Source organism: Chryseobacterium daecheongense, from assembly GCF_003729955.1.
GTDB lineage: Bacteria > Bacteroidota > Bacteroidia > Flavobacteriales > Weeksellaceae > Chryseobacterium > Chryseobacterium daecheongense.
In genome coordinates, this window is the sequence record NZ_RJTX01000002.1 from 534,909 (window position 1) to 549,806 (window position 14,898).

Sequence of the window (14,898 nt, forward strand, 5' to 3'; positions counted from 1 at the left end):
TAATTTATTTAAATCGTAAAAAACATAGCAATTGATGCTGCGGCCATAAAGAAAAAAGTTGCCCATAATAAACTTTTTGACAGCCACCTGCTTTTGAATTCTCCCATAATGCATTCACTTGTAGATATCCGGATAATCAGAAACAAGAGAGGTACAGCTGCTACACCATTGAGAACTGCGGTATATACAAGAGCTTTCACTGGGTTAATGCCAATAAAATTCATACAAAGACCAATAAGGGTAGATATAATAATAACCATATAGAAGCCTCTTGCTTTTGTAAATTTCAGGTTTAAACTTGCATTCCAGTTGAGAGCTTCGGAAACTGCATAGGATGCCGATCCTGATAGAACGGGAACAGCAAGCAGCCCCAGACCGATTATGCCAACTGCAAATATAAATTTTGACACTAATCCAGAATTGGGAAATGACTGTACTAAAGGTTCTAAAGCTTTTGCTGCATCAGCGGCGGTATTGATATCCGTTATATGAGCGTTGTGCAAAACAGTTCCTCCAACTAATATAATACACCATGTTGTAAATTCAGAGATGACCATGCCTATACTATTATCTTTTCTCATTGCATGAATATGACGCCATCCGATTTTCGGTTTTCCATCTTGAATCAGACCTCTTTCATTTTCTTCTTCCACTTCCTGGGAGGTCTGCCAAAAGAACATATAAGGGGTAATAGTTGTTCCGAATACTCCAGTTATTATGAAAAGAAAGTTGAAAGAAAATTCGAAGTGAGGAACGATAGAGGCTTTTAATATTTCTTTCCAAGGCTGATCAATGATGAATACAGTAAGAGGGTAGGTCAGGAGAGATAATGCCAGCCACTTTAGAACTTTTGAATACACCCTATAACTAGTGAATATCTCCAATGTTAATATGCTTATGGTAAAAACAAGCATGAGTATTACAATATCAACAGGAATAATTAATTGTGCGGCAGCTGCCATTGCTCCAATATCCGCCCCGATATTAATAGTATTAGCAATCACAACAAGTCCTACTGAACTGTATAGTATTCTTTTGCTGTAATGCATTTTGATTACTCCTGTCAGCCCCTTACCGGTAACCATTCCTATTCTTGCACAGGCTTCCTGTACTGCGGTCATAAACGGGAGCATATAGACTGCGGTCCATAGTTGCCCATAACCGAATTGGGCCCCTGTCTGAGAGTATGTAGCAATTCCCGAAGGATCATCATCGGCAGCACCGGTCGTTAATCCCGGACCTAATAATCCAAAGAATTTTCTGATTTTTTTGGCTCGGGCTTGAACATAATTTTTGGCAGACATATTAAAATGCAGATTTGTTTTTACAATATACTATTAAATGAGTAATATTATCTAATGAAAATAGTTGTATTTTTATAGAGAGTATGTAAAACTATTTTATATTTTTGTTAATAGATTTTGGAAGTCTGTTTCTTTGTTCTAGATTTTCCTGTTTGTCGATAAAACTGTCTTCTATCAAAATAAAAGATATTAATATCTTTATATCTTATTAAATAATATATTATGAAAAACAAATTCACAAGACTTACAGAACAACAGTTGGCCAGCAAATGCAATTTCATTGAAAACTATTTGGCATCTCAAAATGCCGCAAGTGGAGCAATATTTGACTCGAACGCGAATGTTTCCACCAAAAATATTGCAACCATGGAAGCAGAATTGAACAAAGATATCAACATCCAGATCAATCGCAATCTTATTGGTAATAAGATAGAAGAACTCTTTGGAGCAAGCCTTGCCAAAGAATATATAAGACAGTTGGAAGAACATGAAATCTATGTTCATGATGAAACAAGTCTAAAACCATACTGTGTAAGTGTATCCATGTATCCGTTGCTTTTGGACGGATTGACAAAGCTTGGTGGCGAGTCTAAAGCCCCCAAACATTTGGGCAGTTTCTGTGGCTCCTTTGTGAATTTTCTTTTTTCAGTATCTTCACAATTCGCAGGTGCTGTGGCGACCGTGGAATTTCTGCTGTATTTCGATCACTTTGCAAGAAAAGATTTTGGTGAAAATTATATTCAAACACATGCCGAAATGATTGAAAATGAGCTTCAACACGTTGTATACGCTATCAATCAGCCGGCTGCAGCCCGCGGTTACCAGTCCGTTTTCTGGAATATTTCCTTGTACGACAGACCTTACTTCGATTCAATGTTCGGAACATTCTTTTTTCCTGATGGAAGCAAGCCTGATTATTTCTTTTTGGACAGACTTCAGCAATTTTTCATGCAATGGTTCAATAAAGAACGTTGCAAAGCAGTACTCACATTCCCTGTAATTACGGCAGCAATGCTCACTAGGGACAAAAAAGTCTATGATGAGGCCTTTGCAGATTTCTGTTCAAAAGAGTTGAGCGAAGGAAATTCATTCTTCATTTATCAGTCCGAAAACGCTGATTCTCTGGCAAGTTGTTGCAGACTGAGAAACGAAATATCAGACAATACATTCAGCTATTCTTTGGGGGCAGGAGGAGTATCTACAGGAAGCATCAATGTAATCACCATCAATATGAATCGTCTTTATCAGAAAGAAATTCCGTTAGAGACAATGATTGATAATATTCATAAATATCAAGTGGCTTTCAGAAGTCTTATTCAGGATTATAAGAATGCGGGAATGCTTCCGGTATACGATGCGGGTTTCATTTCTCTTGACAAACAGTTCCTTACCATTGGGATCAACGGAATGGTGGAAGCTGCAGAATTTCTGGGCATTGAAATTTCAGATAATGAGCGCTACAAAAACTTCATCAATGAAAATCTTAAACTGATTTTTACGAAAAATAAAGAAGCCAAAGAAAAATATGGATATATGTTCAATACAGAATTTGTTCCTGCCGAAAACCTGGGTGTAAAAAATGCCAAATGGGATAAAGAAGACTGGCTGTACGTTCCGAGAGACTGCTACAATTCTTACTTCTATATTGTTGAAGATGAAAGCCAAAACCTAATCGATAAATTCTTCCTTCACGGAAACGAGTATATACAGTATCTTGACGGAGGCTCTGCTTATCATTGCAATCTTGAAGAATATCCTACCCAGGAAGGTTTTAAAAAACTATTGAATGTGGCTGCGTATACAGGATGTAATTATTTCTGCTTCAATATAAAAGTGACGGTTTGCAATAGTTGCGGTTATATCAACAAAAAAACGATGGATCACTGTACAGAATGTCAGTCTGATGATATTGATTACGCTACACGTGTGATCGGTTATCTGAAAAAAGTCACCAACTTCTCTAAAGATCGCCAGAAAGAAGAAAAAAGAAGATATTACGGGAATGCTGAAGTATGATAGCTATGATATTGTTCTGCAGGAAATTCCTGATGAGGTTTCACTATGTCTTACCATTACAGGCTGTCAATTAGCGTGTGAAGGTTGCCATTCAGAACATCTGTGGAATCCTGAAAACGGAACAGAGCTTACTCATGATATTTTTCGGAATTTAATCACGAAATATAAAAAAACGATTACCTGTGTTCTTTTTATGGGAGGGGAATGGGCAGATTCTGAACTCATTGCTCTGATTTCCATGACAAAAAGAGAAAAGCTAAAAGTCGGTCTTTATACCGGATTGAACGAAAAACAAATGAAAAGGAAACATCCGATTTTACTGGAAAATCTGGATTACTTAAAAACAGGGAAGTGGATCGCAGACTTGGGAGGACTTAACAGCATAAGTACCAATCAGGTATTGAAAGATCTCACCACGGGAAGGATTTTGAATGGCTATTTCCTTAACAATAAATAAATCGAAAAAGTACTGTTTTACAGTACTTTTTATGGATCTAGATTGGATTTTAGGTCTATGATGTAAATCATGTTTATATTAAATATTTGATTTTCAGTTGAATATGGTGTGTATTCTTCAAAAATTATTTTGAATGAATTAAAATAAGATATTTTTGTCTTATTTTGATATCTGATTACTGTATCTTTGTTACAGAGATTAATTCTGCATGCAACTAAGTGAATGACCATTAAAAACTTATACAGATGTTCAGCATTTTCACAAAGATCAATAAAAAAGCATTTATTAATGCCATCATTGCCACATTAGTGGTCATTGCCGTTACGGTAATAGGATCGGTAAATCTACAGAATTTTGATGCCGCTTTGATCATTTATTTCTTCGGAACGATCAGCATGACTTTCGGAGTTGTCTATCATCATTCGGTATGGAAACAGCGTCCGGCAACACAGAAATACTGGAAGCGTACCTGGGAATTTATTTTCAGTAAAGATTACCCGGTTTATGTAAAAGAAGTGATCCGTTTATCTGTTCGTAACATCATTTTTCAGAAATTCATCGCTCCAAGAGGTAAAACGCGTTGGTTAGGACATTTCCTTTTAGCTACAGGATGTCTCATCTCATTTATGGTCACATTCGGACTTACATTTGGATGGCTGCACTTCACCTTAAAACCAGGAACCATAGATCAGTATGAAACCCATATGATGGGCTTTACTGTGATGACATTTCCGCTCGATACTGCCATAGCCGTTTTCTTTTTCCATATTCTGGTTTGGACCTCGATCATGGTTATCGTGGGTTGTCTCATTATGATGCACAGAAGATTCGTGGATGAGGGTCTTATCGCTACCCAATGGTTTGAAAGAGACTGGCTTCCTTTGATCTTATTGGTAGCTGTTTCTGTGACAGGATTGGGAATTTGGTTTGATTATACCTATCTCGAAGGAAAAATGAGTCAGTTTATGGCTATTACCCATGCCATTACGGTAGCTATGTTCCTTATGTGGATCCCTTTTGGAAAGTTCTTTCACATCTTTCAGCGACCAGCACAAGTGGGAGCAAATATCTATAAAATTGAAGGAAAACGAAGGGGAATGCAGGTTTGTCCGCATACAGGCGACGAATACACCACAAAAATGCATATTGATGACCTGAAGGAAATCACAAAAAAAATGGGCTTTGATTTAGTACGCGAAGATGGCAAAAGCTATTTGGATTACAGCCCCGAAGGAAAAAGAGCAATGCTAGCCAAAGCACACCTTAAAGCAAGACAAGAATCAGGAAAATATTTTGGTTAAAATAGAATAAAATGGCAAAATTACCCGTATCAGCTGACGAGATCATCAATATATTTGGCCCACATCAACACTATCCTAACAAAGGAACTGTACGATCAAATCCACAAAATCCCGATGCATTGATAAAAACGCATTGTTGTTTTTGCGGTTTGCAGTGTGGAATTCAACTAAAAGTAAAAGACAAAAAAGTTGTTGGCTTTGAACCCTGGAATGATTTTCCGTTCAATGAAGGAAGACTTTGCCCGAAAGGAGTTCAGCGATATATGCAGGACAATCACCCCGATCGTTTGCTTTCACCTTACAAAAGAGTGGATGGAAAAGGTTTTGTTCCGATCGAATGGGATGAAGCGTATGACGTAGTGGTGAAAGAGATTAGAAGAATCCAGGAACAATATGGAAAAAATTCTTTTGCTATGCTTTCCGGGGTATCCCTTACCAACGAGAAAAGCTATATGATAGGGAAATTTGCCCGTGTCGCTCTGAAAACTGCCAACCTTGACTATAATGGCCGCCTTTGTATGGTGAGTGCCGGAGCAGGAAATAAAAAAGCTTTTGGGATGGATAGATCTTCCAACAGTTGGGCTGATCTGGCTCATGCAGAAGTAATCATCATTACTGGAGCCAATGTAAGTGAATGTTTTCCTGTTTTAACACATAAAATCTGGGAAGCCCGCGATAACGGAGCAAAATTAATAGTGATAGATCCGCGTCAGATCCCGATTGCAAGAACTGCAGATATCCATTTGCCAATTAAACCGGGAACAGATTCAGCACTTACCAATACTATGCTGAAAGTTTTAATTGATAACAGTTGGCTCGACCATGATTTTATCAATAATTACACTTCAGGATTTGAAGAAGCTGCTGAAGCCGTGAAAGACTGTACTCTGGAATGGGGAGAAGAAGTAACCGGTGTTCCTGCAGAACTGATCTACAAAGCTGCAGAAATGTGGGGAAAAGCTAAAACCAGTTTTTTGATGCATGCCCGTGGGATAGAACATCACTCTAAAGGTGTTCAGAATGTTTCCAGCTGTATCAATCTGGTGTTGGCAACCGGAAGGATCGGGAAACCGTATTGCGGTTACGGAACGATTACAGGACAAGGAAATGGGCAGGGTGGAAGAGAGCATGGTCATAAATGTGATCAGCTTCCCGGAAACAGAGACATTGAAAATCCAGAACACAGAAGATTTGTTGCTGATATTTGGGGCATCAAAGAAGAAGATATACCGGGAAAAGGCCTGAGTGCTTATGAGATCATTGAAGCCATCAATCGTGGAGAGATCAAAGGTTTATTATCGATATGTTTCAATCCATTGGTTTCCTTACCGAATAACAATAACGTTCGTGCAGCACTGGAAAAACTGGAATTCTATGCAGGAATCGATTTCTTTTTATCAGAAACCTTACGTCACGCCAATATAATTCTTGCAGGCTCCTTGCAGGAAGAAGAAGAAGGAACCACTACATCGGCAGAAGGAAGAGTGATTAGAATTAGAGCTGTGGTAGATCCTCCGGGAAAAGCTAAGCGTGACAGCGAAATCATTATGGAACTGGCACGAAGATTAGGTGAAGGCGATAAATTCAGCTATAAAAACAGCGAAGAAACCTTCAATGAACTTAGAAGAGCTTCCAAAGGCAGTGCGGCAGACTATTACGGAATCACGTATGTAAGAATAGAAAGAAATCTGGGAATTTTCTGGCCTTGCCCTAGTGAAGAACATCCCGGAACTCCAAGACTTTGGGAAGATAGACAATTCAATACAAATGATAAAAAAGCACATTTTAATCCGACTCCATACAAAAAACCAATGGAGGAGCCGGATGAAGAATATCCGATTGTATTGACAACAGGAAGAGTAGTAAGTCAGTATTTAAGTGGTTCACAGACAAGAAGAATTGGAAAGCTGGTAGATATTTATCCAGAACCATTACTTGAGATCCATCCTAAATTGGCTGCACAATATGGCATTCAGGAAAATGACCTGATCAAAGTGTCTACCCGAAGGGGAAGTGCCTTGTTCCCTGCAAATGTGGTGGAAACAATCAGGGAAGATACTGTTTTCATACCCTATCACTGGGGCGGTGTGAATTCTGTCAATCAGTTGACCATTGATGCTTTAGATCCTGTTTCAAAGATACCGGAATTTAAAGTTTGTGCCTGCAAATTGGAGAAAACAGGGCGTAAAAAAGGAGAAAATTCAAAAGAATTGGCTAACCAAAGTAGAGATATTCAATATTAAATTTTAAAAAGATTATGGCGGAACAGTTTGAAAAATTTAATGATATGGAATTCTTCGTTGATATGCAGCGCTGCATCGGCTGTCACTCGTGTGAGATGGCTTGTGCAGAATGTGAGACTAACGGAGAAACCTCGATGATTCATATTCATTATGTAGACAGGGCAGAAACTGTTCAGACCACCGTGCAGGTGTGTATGCATTGTGAAGATCCCATTTGTGCGAATGTATGTCCCGCAGATGCTATTACAAAAGATGAATATGGTATTGTGCATACCGCAGATACATCAAAATGTATCGGATGTGCGAATTGTGTTATTGGTTGTCCGTTCGGAGTTCCGCAGATTCCGGATCAAAGTGCGATGCTAATGATGAAGTGCAATATGTGCTACGACAGGACCAGTACGGGTCTTAAACCTATGTGTGCAACAGTTTGTCCCAGTGGGGCCTTAACCTTTGATACCAGAGAGAATGTAGCGAAGAAAAGACCGAACAGCACACCTGTGAACCGCTTTATTTTCGGGAAAGAAGTCGTAAATACAAAAGTAAATATAATGATGCCGAAAGGCAGCGAAGAATTAAAAGTTTTTTAATCATACTAACATGTCAGAAAATCATAAAAAAATCCCCGCCTGGAAAGCCGATTTTCCTATTAAAAAACGTGAGGCAGCATATGTTTCCAGAAAAGAATTCATCAAACTGATCACTTTTTTCTCAGGCACTTTGGCATTTGCCAATGTAGCCGTTCCAGTGTTTAATTTTTTCAGAAAAGAGAAAGAAATAAAACCCTATTTTATAGGATTAACGACCGATCTACAGGTGGGAGGAATGAGAACGTTCTATATCAATGAAGATCATCGTAATCCCTATATGCTTATCCGTCTCGCAGAAGATACATGGAAAGTTTTTGAACAAAAATGTACCCATTTGTCATGTTCTGTGCTATACAATCATAATGAACAGCTGATCGAATGCCCTTGTCACCACGGGTTTTTCAATCCGGATGACGGATCTGTTATTCAAGGACCGCCACCGAGACCGCTTCCGCAGTTAAAGGTCGTGATCAAAGAGGACAAAATATATGTGACGGATTTTGAAAAAGAAACCGAAGAAAGCCACGGATAAGTTCAACACAAAAAATTACCGAGATGTCAGTACGAAAGAAACCCATTAAAAAAGTAACATTCAGAATCAATGAAATGCTTGTTGCCATTATCAGCGTCTATATTCTGCTGGTAAGTCTGCAAATGTGGCTTTTGTTTGGAACGATCAACAAGGCTTTGGATAAAGAAAACCTGGACTTTGCAGCCTATTCGGCAATTGGATCAGTGATTATATTTCTGTGTACACTTTTCTTTTTGAGATATGTACCGGATATTCCTACAGGACAGATTAAAAAATCAGAAGAGGAGAATGACAATGCCTATTGATTTGCTTGATTCTTTTGGCAGAAAACACGATTACTTGAGGCTTTCCATTACGGACAACTGTAATTTCAGATGTCTATACTGTATGCCCGATGAACCGTTCAAAAGTACATCATCCGTAGAACTGATGAGCAGCCGCGAAATTTTCGAAATTGCAAGGGTTTTTGTTCATCATTATGGGATTAACAAGATCAGAATCACAGGGGGAGAACCTTTGGTAAGACATGATTTTGAAAATATCATCCGACAGATTTCCAAGTTAAATGTCAATACAGGAGTTACAACCAATGGGGTTTTGCTTCATAAGTATTTTGATGCGCTGGAAGAATGTAACGTTAAAAATCTCAATATCAGTATTGATTCTCTGGATCGCGAAAAGTTTAAATACATTACCAAAAGAGACCTGTTTCAACCCGTTTGGGACAATATCAAAGAAAGCATCAGAAGAGGGTTTAATGTAAAACTGAATATGGTGGTAATGCGGGGTTTCAATGATGATGAGATCCCGGAATTCATTGCCTTATCCCATCATTATCCGATGGAGTTGAGGTTTATAGAATTTATGCCATTCACCGGAAATTCTTGGGAAAAAGCAAAAGTGATTCCGGTCGCGGAAATGCTTGATTTGGTTTCACAGCACTTTACGTTAGAAAAAATAACGGATCAGAAAAATGATACATCCAGAAAATACCGGATTAGTGAAGAAAGCAAAGGAGTTTTCGGACTGATCTCTACCATGAGCAATGCTTTCTGTGCTGGCTGTAACCGAATCAGGATCACTTCAGATGGGAAAATAAAAAACTGTCTTTTCGGAGCGGATGAATTTGATTTGCTGAAGGCTTTCAGAAACGAAGAAGACCTTCTGGAACTGATTCAATTAGGCATCACCAGAAAGCATAAAGAGAAAGGTGGACAGTTTTCTGAAATGGGAAGTGTAAAAAATCAATCAATTGTTAATCGGAGTATGATAAAAATCGGCGGGTAGTTTTATATTTGGAAAAAAATAAAAACAAAAATTAATAATAACTAAAAAACTGTAATCATTTTAAACACTAATAAATCAAACCGTGAGAAAATTTTTAAAATTCATTTGGGTGGTAGCGATGACCTACCCAATGTTGCAATGCAGTAAACCTGAAGCAGCAAAACCTGAAGTGCAAAGTATGGCTCATATTTCAGAAAACATTTCGGAAAAAGAAAATCATAAGCACGATGATGATGACTGGATCTATGTAAACAAAGAGATAACCGTAATGGGAGATGTCGTTAAGCCCTTGACACTCACTGTAGATTCTTTGAAAAAAATGAATGTAAAGGAAATTAAAGATTTTGATATTGTCTGTCAGTCAGGGATATCCAAAAGTCATATAGAATCTACTAAAGGTGTTCTGCTTACAGAAATTGTGGAAAAGGCAAAAATTGCACAGAAGGATCACACAGACAGGAATTTCTACATTGTTGCAAGAGCTTCAGATGATTACAAAGCTACCTTTTCATGGGCAGAATTGTTCAATAACCCTACTGGAGATAAAGTGTATGTAGTATTTGAACAGAACGGAAACCCCCTGAAAGAAAAAGGCGAAATGATCCTCGTGAGTCTGTCTGATACCAAAACGGGTCCTCGTCACGTAAAATGGCTGAAAAGCATAGAAGTAACAAGAGTGCAATAGCAAGGCATGATCAGAATGAATCAATACATAAGTGTTTCTGAAGCCAGAGAAATCATAGAGAACCATATTTTCCCGACAGAGAATATGATATTGCCTCTGTTGGAAGCTTTGGGTTTTTATACGGCAGAACCTATCATGGCGACCTTAGATGTGCCGTCTTTCGATAATTCTGCGATGGATGGGTATGGATTTCGTTTTGATGATCTGAAAGATTCTACCAAATTAAAAGTTACCAATACAATTCCTGCAGGAATTTCAACAAATGACCCTATTTTAGGTAAAGGAGAAGCTGTACGGATCTTTACCGGGGCAAAGGTTCCGGAAAGTATAGATACTGTGGTGATGCAGGAAAAAGTAGTCCGCAACGGAGATTATATCCAATGTAGTACAGATGAAATTAAAAAAGGGGACCATATCCGTCTCAAAGCTTCACAAACCGAGAAAGGAACTGTGATTGTGGAAAAGAACACATTTATCAATCATTCAGTGATCGGATTTCTGGCAGGATTTGGAATAGAAAAAGTTAAGGTTTATAAACGGTTAAAGATCGGTCTTGTTTTTACCGGCAATGAACTGGTGGAAGTTGGGAAAACTTTATCCGATGGAGAAATTTACAATTCCAATACATACACTTTACAGGCTGCTTTAGCGGAGATCAATCATCAATTTTCCTTCATAAAACATGCCGAAGACAGACAAGAAACAACTTTTTCTGCGATTAAAGAAGCCTTTGAAAATGCAGATATTGTACTGATTACAGGCGGAATTTCCGTGGGAGATTATGATTATGTAAAACCTGCTCTGGAAAAACTGGGTGTTACGGAATTGTTTTATAAAGTAAGACAAAAGCCAGGAAAACCTTTATTCTTCGGGAAATTTAACGAAAAATTTGTTTTTGCGTTACCGGGAAATCCAGCATCTGTATTTTCCTGTTACCATCAGTATGTAAAACCGTTTGTATTGGGATGTTTCGGAAGAAAGAACCTTAATGAAAGTCAGGATGTGGCGGTTTCAGAATCTTTCGTAATGAAAAGAAGCAGTGAGCAGACACAGTTTTTAAAAGCTTGGTATTCCCAGGGAAAAGTGCACATCCTCAATGGTCAGGAATCATACAAAATGAATTCTGTGGCACAGGCAAACTGTCTGGTTGAATTTCCTGAAAATATAACCGAAATAAATCCTGGTGAAAAAATAAAGATCTGGAGGATTTGAAAATGATCAGAAATGAAAGCAGTTGTTTTAGCGGGTGGTAAAAGTTCCCGAATGGGACAGGATAAAGCCCTCATGAAGATGAGTGGAAAAACGATGATACAACATGTTGTGGATAATTTGGCGAAAGTATTCGATGAGGTTTTTATTTCCGGAAACCGTTCAGGTGATCCTGTTCCAATGAATGTGATTAAGGATCGATATGAGCAAAAAGGTCCTATGGAAGGAATTCGGTCTGCTTTAGAGCACTGTCAGGAAGATATTTTCGTATGTAGCTGCGATATGCCTTTTGTTTCTACGGAATTGATGAAAGATATTCTTCAAAGAAGAGCAGAAAATAAGATCAGTATCGCGGAATGTGAAGGTAAAGTATATCCGGTTTTAGGCATTTATCCTTATGTGGTTCTTGATGTTTTAGCAAATTCAATTAAGAATGACCGCCTGAGAATGACCCGATTTCTGGAACAGCAAGATGCTCATTATATTCAGTATGATGAATCCTTTAGACCACAGTTTTTGAATATCAATACACCGGAAAGCTTTTGGGAGGCAGAACGTATGATAAATAAATTAGAATTACTTAAAATCAGGACAGATGAAACTTAAAATATTTGGCAAACTCACAGACATCTTTAAAGTAGAAGAATATGATCTTCCATTGCACAATACAGCCAGTGTTGCTGAACTCAGATCGCAATTGTTCGAAAAATTTCCTGAATTGGGGAAAACCACTTTTTTAGTCGTTGTGAATGGAGTGAAAGCAGAAAACCAGCACTTGATTTCAGGTGAAGCAGAAATTGCATTATTACCTCCCTACTCAGGAGGTTAAAAAAATACATTACCATGAATATAAACAGATATAGCAGACAGATTATACTTCCGAATTTTGGGGTTGAAGCACAGGAAAAGCTTGCCCGTTCATCAGTTTTAGTGGTTGGAGCAGGCGGATTGGGATGCCCTGTTCTCCAGATTTTGGTCTCTTCAGGAATCGGAGTGATAGGAATAGCAGATTCTGATAAAGTAGATCTGCACAATCTTCACCGTCAGCTTTTATATGACGAGCAAGATGTGGGAACTCCAAAAGTCGTTGCAGCCCTCGAACATTTGAATACCATGAATTCTGAAACCGAAATAGTCGCTTTTCAGGAGCTGGTCACCACACAAAATGTTCTTTCATTGATCCATAATTTTGATGTGATCGTAGATTGTACCGATAATTTTACGACAAGATACTTATTGAATGATGCCTGTTTTCTTTTGAAAAAACCTTTGGTGTATGCTTCTATCTTCAGATATGAAGGTCAAGTGGCGGTTTTCAATGTTGAAAAAGTAAATTCGGTGACACAATACCGGGATCTTTTTCCGATACCGCCAAATCCTAATGAAGTTCCGAACTGTAATGAAGCAGGAGTTTTGCCGTCCCATTCATCCGTTATTGGTACTTTTCAGGCTAATGAAGTCATCAAATTGCTGATCGGCTCAGATGAGGTTTTGGTACATGAGTTACTGATCTTTAATACCAAAAATTACCAGTCTCTGAAAATGACTTTTACTGAAAATAAAGAAAGATCAGGACCGAAAACCATAGAGGAATTCAAAAATTTCAATTATGATGTATTCTGTAATATCCATAAAGGTGATGACATCAGCTCGCATTCAGCTTTAGAAGAATTTCTGAATCAGAAAAACAGTGTTCTTATTGATGTAAGAGAAACTGAAGAACAACCGAGATTGAAAGCTTTAAACGCTCTGGAAATTCCATTGGCATCACTTGAACAACATTTACAATCATTAAAATCCTATCAAAACATCTGTTTCATTTGCGCCTCAGGAATCCGAAGCAAAAAAGCGGTGGAGATCACAAAAACTTATTTTCCGGAAAAAGAGATCAGGCATTTCCCGACCGGAGCAAAATCAGTTTATCATGAAAAAAATTAAGAATATATTTATAGAAGGTCCTATTGATCCTGCATTCGTTGCCGAAAGTATTGCTAAACACACGGTAAAAACAAGTATTGGTGGTCATAGCATATTCCTGGGTCAGGTTCGGGAAGACAAAATCAACGATAAGAAAGTTGAATCTATAGAATTCACAGCTTATCAGGAGATGGCATCGGAAAAAGCCCATGAAATCCGTGAAGAGATCATAACCAAATACGGACTTACCTGCGCTCACATCTATCATTCATTGGGAAACATCAAAGTGGGGGAGATCTGTCTTTTTGTGTTTACTTCAGCTCCACATCGTAAGGAAGCCATCAATGCATGTGACGAAATGGTGGACAGGATCAAAAAGGAAGTTCCGTTGTGGGGAAAAGAAATTTTGGAGGATAAATCTCACTCCTGGAAAGAAAATAAACAATAAAGTATGGTTAATATCACACATAAAACAAATACACTCAGGAAAGCTATTGCAGAAGCCGTTGTCAGCGTCAGTTCACAGGAGACGATCGATGCTATTGTGAATCAAAAAGTTCCGAAAGGAAATGTTTTTGAAATGTCCAAAACAGCAGGCTTATTCGCAGCCAAAAAAACGAGTGATGTTATTCCGGACTGTCATCCGCTTCCTATAGAATATACCTCTATTCAGTTTGAGATCAGGGATTTGGATATTCATATCACTTCAGAAATTCATACGATCTATAAAACCGGGGTAGAAGTGGAGGCGATGCATTCCGCTTCAATCGTTGCCCTTACCATGTATGATATGCTGAAACCGATCGATAAAAACATTGAGATCAAAAACATCAGGCTGCTTGAGAAAAAAGGCGGAAAATCCGATATCAAAGATTCCGGTGAAGGGATCACAGCATCTGTAATTGTGTGTTCGGACAGTATTTTTGAAGGTAAAAAAGAAGATAAAGCAGGAAAAGCCATTATTTCATCCCTTGAGAAAAATAAGGTAAACATTAATGATTATGTGGTTATTCCTGATGAAATTGCTGAGATCCAGAGCAAGATCAGGCTGTATGCAGAAGACGGAATCTCGTTGGTAATGATTACAGGCGGAACCGGGCTTTCGAAACGAGATGTCACTCCCGAAGCTGTTCGTCCGTTGTTGGACAGAGAAATTCCCGGAGTTGCCGAAGCGATCAGAAATTATGGTCAGCAAAGAACTCCTTATTCGATGTTATCGAGAAGTCTTGCCGGGATGATCGGTGATACTCTGGTGATCGCACTTCCAGGCTCAACAAAAGGAGCCGAAGAGTCGATGGATTCTATATTCCCGGGGATTCTGCACATCTATAAAATACTGAACGGCGGAAAGCATTAA

General features: G+C 38.4%; 16 protein-coding genes. 15 read left to right on the forward strand and 1 reads right to left on the reverse strand.

The annotated features are described in order from the left end of the window. Positions 1 to 8: 8 nt before the first annotated feature. Positions 9 to 1,304 carry an NRAMP family divalent metal transporter gene (locus tag EGI05_RS10945; protein ID WP_123263079.1) on the reverse strand — a complete coding sequence of 432 codons (1,296 nt, stop codon included), beginning with the start codon at positions 1,302 to 1,304 and terminating at the stop codon, positions 9 to 11. A gap of 222 nt (positions 1,305 to 1,526) precedes the next feature. Between EGI05_RS10945 and nrdD the strand changes: the two genes are divergently transcribed. The 15 genes from nrdD to moaCB all read left to right on the forward strand — a co-directional run bounded on the left by nrdD (position 1,527) and on the right by moaCB (position 14,898). Next, positions 1,527 to 3,320 carry an anaerobic ribonucleoside-triphosphate reductase gene (gene nrdD, locus EGI05_RS10950; protein WP_120232205.1) on the forward strand — a complete coding sequence of 598 codons (1,794 nt, stop codon included), beginning with the start codon at positions 1,527 to 1,529 and terminating at the stop codon, positions 3,318 to 3,320. Further along, complete coding sequence (gene nrdG, locus EGI05_RS10955) at positions 3,307 to 3,777, forward strand: anaerobic ribonucleoside-triphosphate reductase activating protein (protein WP_042721859.1); 471 nt, start codon at positions 3,307 to 3,309, stop codon at positions 3,775 to 3,777. The genes nrdD and nrdG overlap by 14 nt, the downstream gene beginning before the upstream one ends. A 245-nt stretch (positions 3,778 to 4,022) precedes the next feature. Beyond that, positions 4,023 to 5,078 (forward strand): MFS transporter, encoded by a 1,056-nt coding sequence (locus tag EGI05_RS10960; RefSeq protein WP_120231275.1) that lies wholly within the window; start codon positions 4,023 to 4,025, stop codon positions 5,076 to 5,078. An 11-nt stretch (positions 5,079 to 5,089) separates the two neighbouring features. Beyond that, a complete protein-coding gene (locus EGI05_RS10965) occupies positions 5,090 to 7,321 on the forward strand; it encodes a molybdopterin oxidoreductase family protein (protein ID WP_123263080.1) in 2,232 nt (743 codons plus the stop codon). 14 nt (positions 7,322 to 7,335) lie between these two features. Further along, entirely contained in the window at positions 7,336 to 7,911 is a 576-nt protein-coding gene (locus EGI05_RS10970) for a 4Fe-4S dicluster domain-containing protein (RefSeq protein WP_042721862.1), read from the forward strand. A 10-nt stretch (positions 7,912 to 7,921) separates the two neighbouring features. After that, positions 7,922 to 8,443 (forward strand): QcrA and Rieske domain-containing protein, encoded by a 522-nt coding sequence (locus EGI05_RS10975; protein WP_123263081.1) that lies wholly within the window; start codon positions 7,922 to 7,924, stop codon positions 8,441 to 8,443. Between the two features lie 23 nt (positions 8,444 to 8,466). Further along, a complete protein-coding gene (locus tag EGI05_RS10980) occupies positions 8,467 to 8,748 on the forward strand; it encodes a DUF6755 family protein (protein ID WP_042721864.1) in 282 nt (93 codons plus the stop codon). Beyond that, on the forward strand, positions 8,732 to 9,730 hold the full coding sequence (gene moaA / locus EGI05_RS10985; protein WP_228428596.1) for a GTP 3',8-cyclase MoaA: 999 nt from the start codon (positions 8,732 to 8,734) through the stop codon (positions 9,728 to 9,730). The genes EGI05_RS10980 and moaA overlap by 17 nt, the downstream gene beginning before the upstream one ends. 82 nt (positions 9,731 to 9,812) lie before the next feature. Beyond that, entirely contained in the window at positions 9,813 to 10,415 is a 603-nt protein-coding gene (locus EGI05_RS10990) for a molybdopterin-dependent oxidoreductase (RefSeq protein WP_227942458.1), read from the forward strand. Between the two features lie 15 nt (positions 10,416 to 10,430). Then, positions 10,431 to 11,627: a molybdopterin molybdotransferase MoeA gene (locus tag EGI05_RS10995; protein WP_123263389.1), complete on the forward strand. Its 1,197-nt coding sequence runs from the start codon at positions 10,431 to 10,433 to the stop codon at positions 11,625 to 11,627. Positions 11,628 to 11,639: 12 nt separating this feature from the next. Then, positions 11,640 to 12,230: a molybdenum cofactor guanylyltransferase gene (gene mobA / locus EGI05_RS11000; protein ID WP_120231272.1), complete on the forward strand. Its 591-nt coding sequence runs from the start codon at positions 11,640 to 11,642 to the stop codon at positions 12,228 to 12,230. Further along, positions 12,220 to 12,453 (forward strand): MoaD/ThiS family protein, encoded by a 234-nt coding sequence (locus EGI05_RS11005; protein ID WP_042721872.1) that lies wholly within the window; start codon positions 12,220 to 12,222, stop codon positions 12,451 to 12,453. The genes mobA and EGI05_RS11005 overlap by 11 nt, the downstream gene beginning before the upstream one ends. 14 nt (positions 12,454 to 12,467) lie before the next feature. Continuing rightward, entirely contained in the window at positions 12,468 to 13,562 is a 1,095-nt protein-coding gene (locus EGI05_RS11010) for a ThiF family adenylyltransferase (RefSeq protein ID WP_123263083.1), read from the forward strand. After that, entirely contained in the window at positions 13,549 to 13,989 is a 441-nt protein-coding gene (locus EGI05_RS11015) for a molybdenum cofactor biosynthesis protein MoaE (RefSeq protein WP_123263084.1), read from the forward strand. The genes EGI05_RS11010 and EGI05_RS11015 overlap by 14 nt, the downstream gene beginning before the upstream one ends. 3 nt (positions 13,990 to 13,992) lie before the next feature. Continuing rightward, entirely contained in the window at positions 13,993 to 14,898 is a 906-nt protein-coding gene (gene moaCB, locus EGI05_RS11020) for a bifunctional molybdenum cofactor biosynthesis protein MoaC/MoaB (RefSeq protein ID WP_123263085.1), read from the forward strand.

Bases quoted from the DNA above. Each gene is read 5' to 3' on its own strand.
- mobA (WP_120231272.1), top strand. From the start codon at position 11,640: ATGAAAGCAGTTGTTTTAGCGGGTGGTAAAAGTTCCCGAATGGGACAG.
- EGI05_RS11010 (WP_123263083.1), top strand. From the start codon at position 12,468: ATGAATATAAACAGATATAGCAGACAGATTATACTTCCGAATTTTGGG.
- EGI05_RS11005 (WP_042721872.1), top strand. From the start codon at position 12,220: ATGAAACTTAAAATATTTGGCAAACTCACAGACATCTTTAAAGTAGAA.
- EGI05_RS10945 (WP_123263079.1), bottom strand. From the start codon at position 1,304: ATGTCTGCCAAAAATTATGTTCAAGCCCGAGCCAAAAAAATCAGAAAA.
- EGI05_RS10965 (WP_123263080.1), top strand. From the start codon at position 5,090: ATGGCAAAATTACCCGTATCAGCTGACGAGATCATCAATATATTTGGC.
- EGI05_RS10980 (WP_042721864.1), top strand. From the start codon at position 8,467: ATGTCAGTACGAAAGAAACCCATTAAAAAAGTAACATTCAGAATCAAT.
- EGI05_RS10975 (WP_123263081.1), top strand. From the start codon at position 7,922: ATGTCAGAAAATCATAAAAAAATCCCCGCCTGGAAAGCCGATTTTCCT.
- EGI05_RS10970 (WP_042721862.1), top strand. From the start codon at position 7,336: ATGGCGGAACAGTTTGAAAAATTTAATGATATGGAATTCTTCGTTGAT.
- EGI05_RS10960 (WP_120231275.1), top strand. From the start codon at position 4,023: ATGTTCAGCATTTTCACAAAGATCAATAAAAAAGCATTTATTAATGCC.
- EGI05_RS10995 (WP_123263389.1), top strand. From the start codon at position 10,431: ATGAATCAATACATAAGTGTTTCTGAAGCCAGAGAAATCATAGAGAAC.
- EGI05_RS11015 (WP_123263084.1), top strand. From the start codon at position 13,549: ATGAAAAAAATTAAGAATATATTTATAGAAGGTCCTATTGATCCTGCA.
- moaA (WP_228428596.1), top strand. From the start codon at position 8,732: ATGACAATGCCTATTGATTTGCTTGATTCTTTTGGCAGAAAACACGAT.
- nrdG (WP_042721859.1), top strand. From the start codon at position 3,307: ATGCTGAAGTATGATAGCTATGATATTGTTCTGCAGGAAATTCCTGAT.
- nrdD (WP_120232205.1), top strand. From the start codon at position 1,527: ATGAAAAACAAATTCACAAGACTTACAGAACAACAGTTGGCCAGCAAA.
- moaCB (WP_123263085.1), top strand. From the start codon at position 13,993: ATGGTTAATATCACACATAAAACAAATACACTCAGGAAAGCTATTGCA.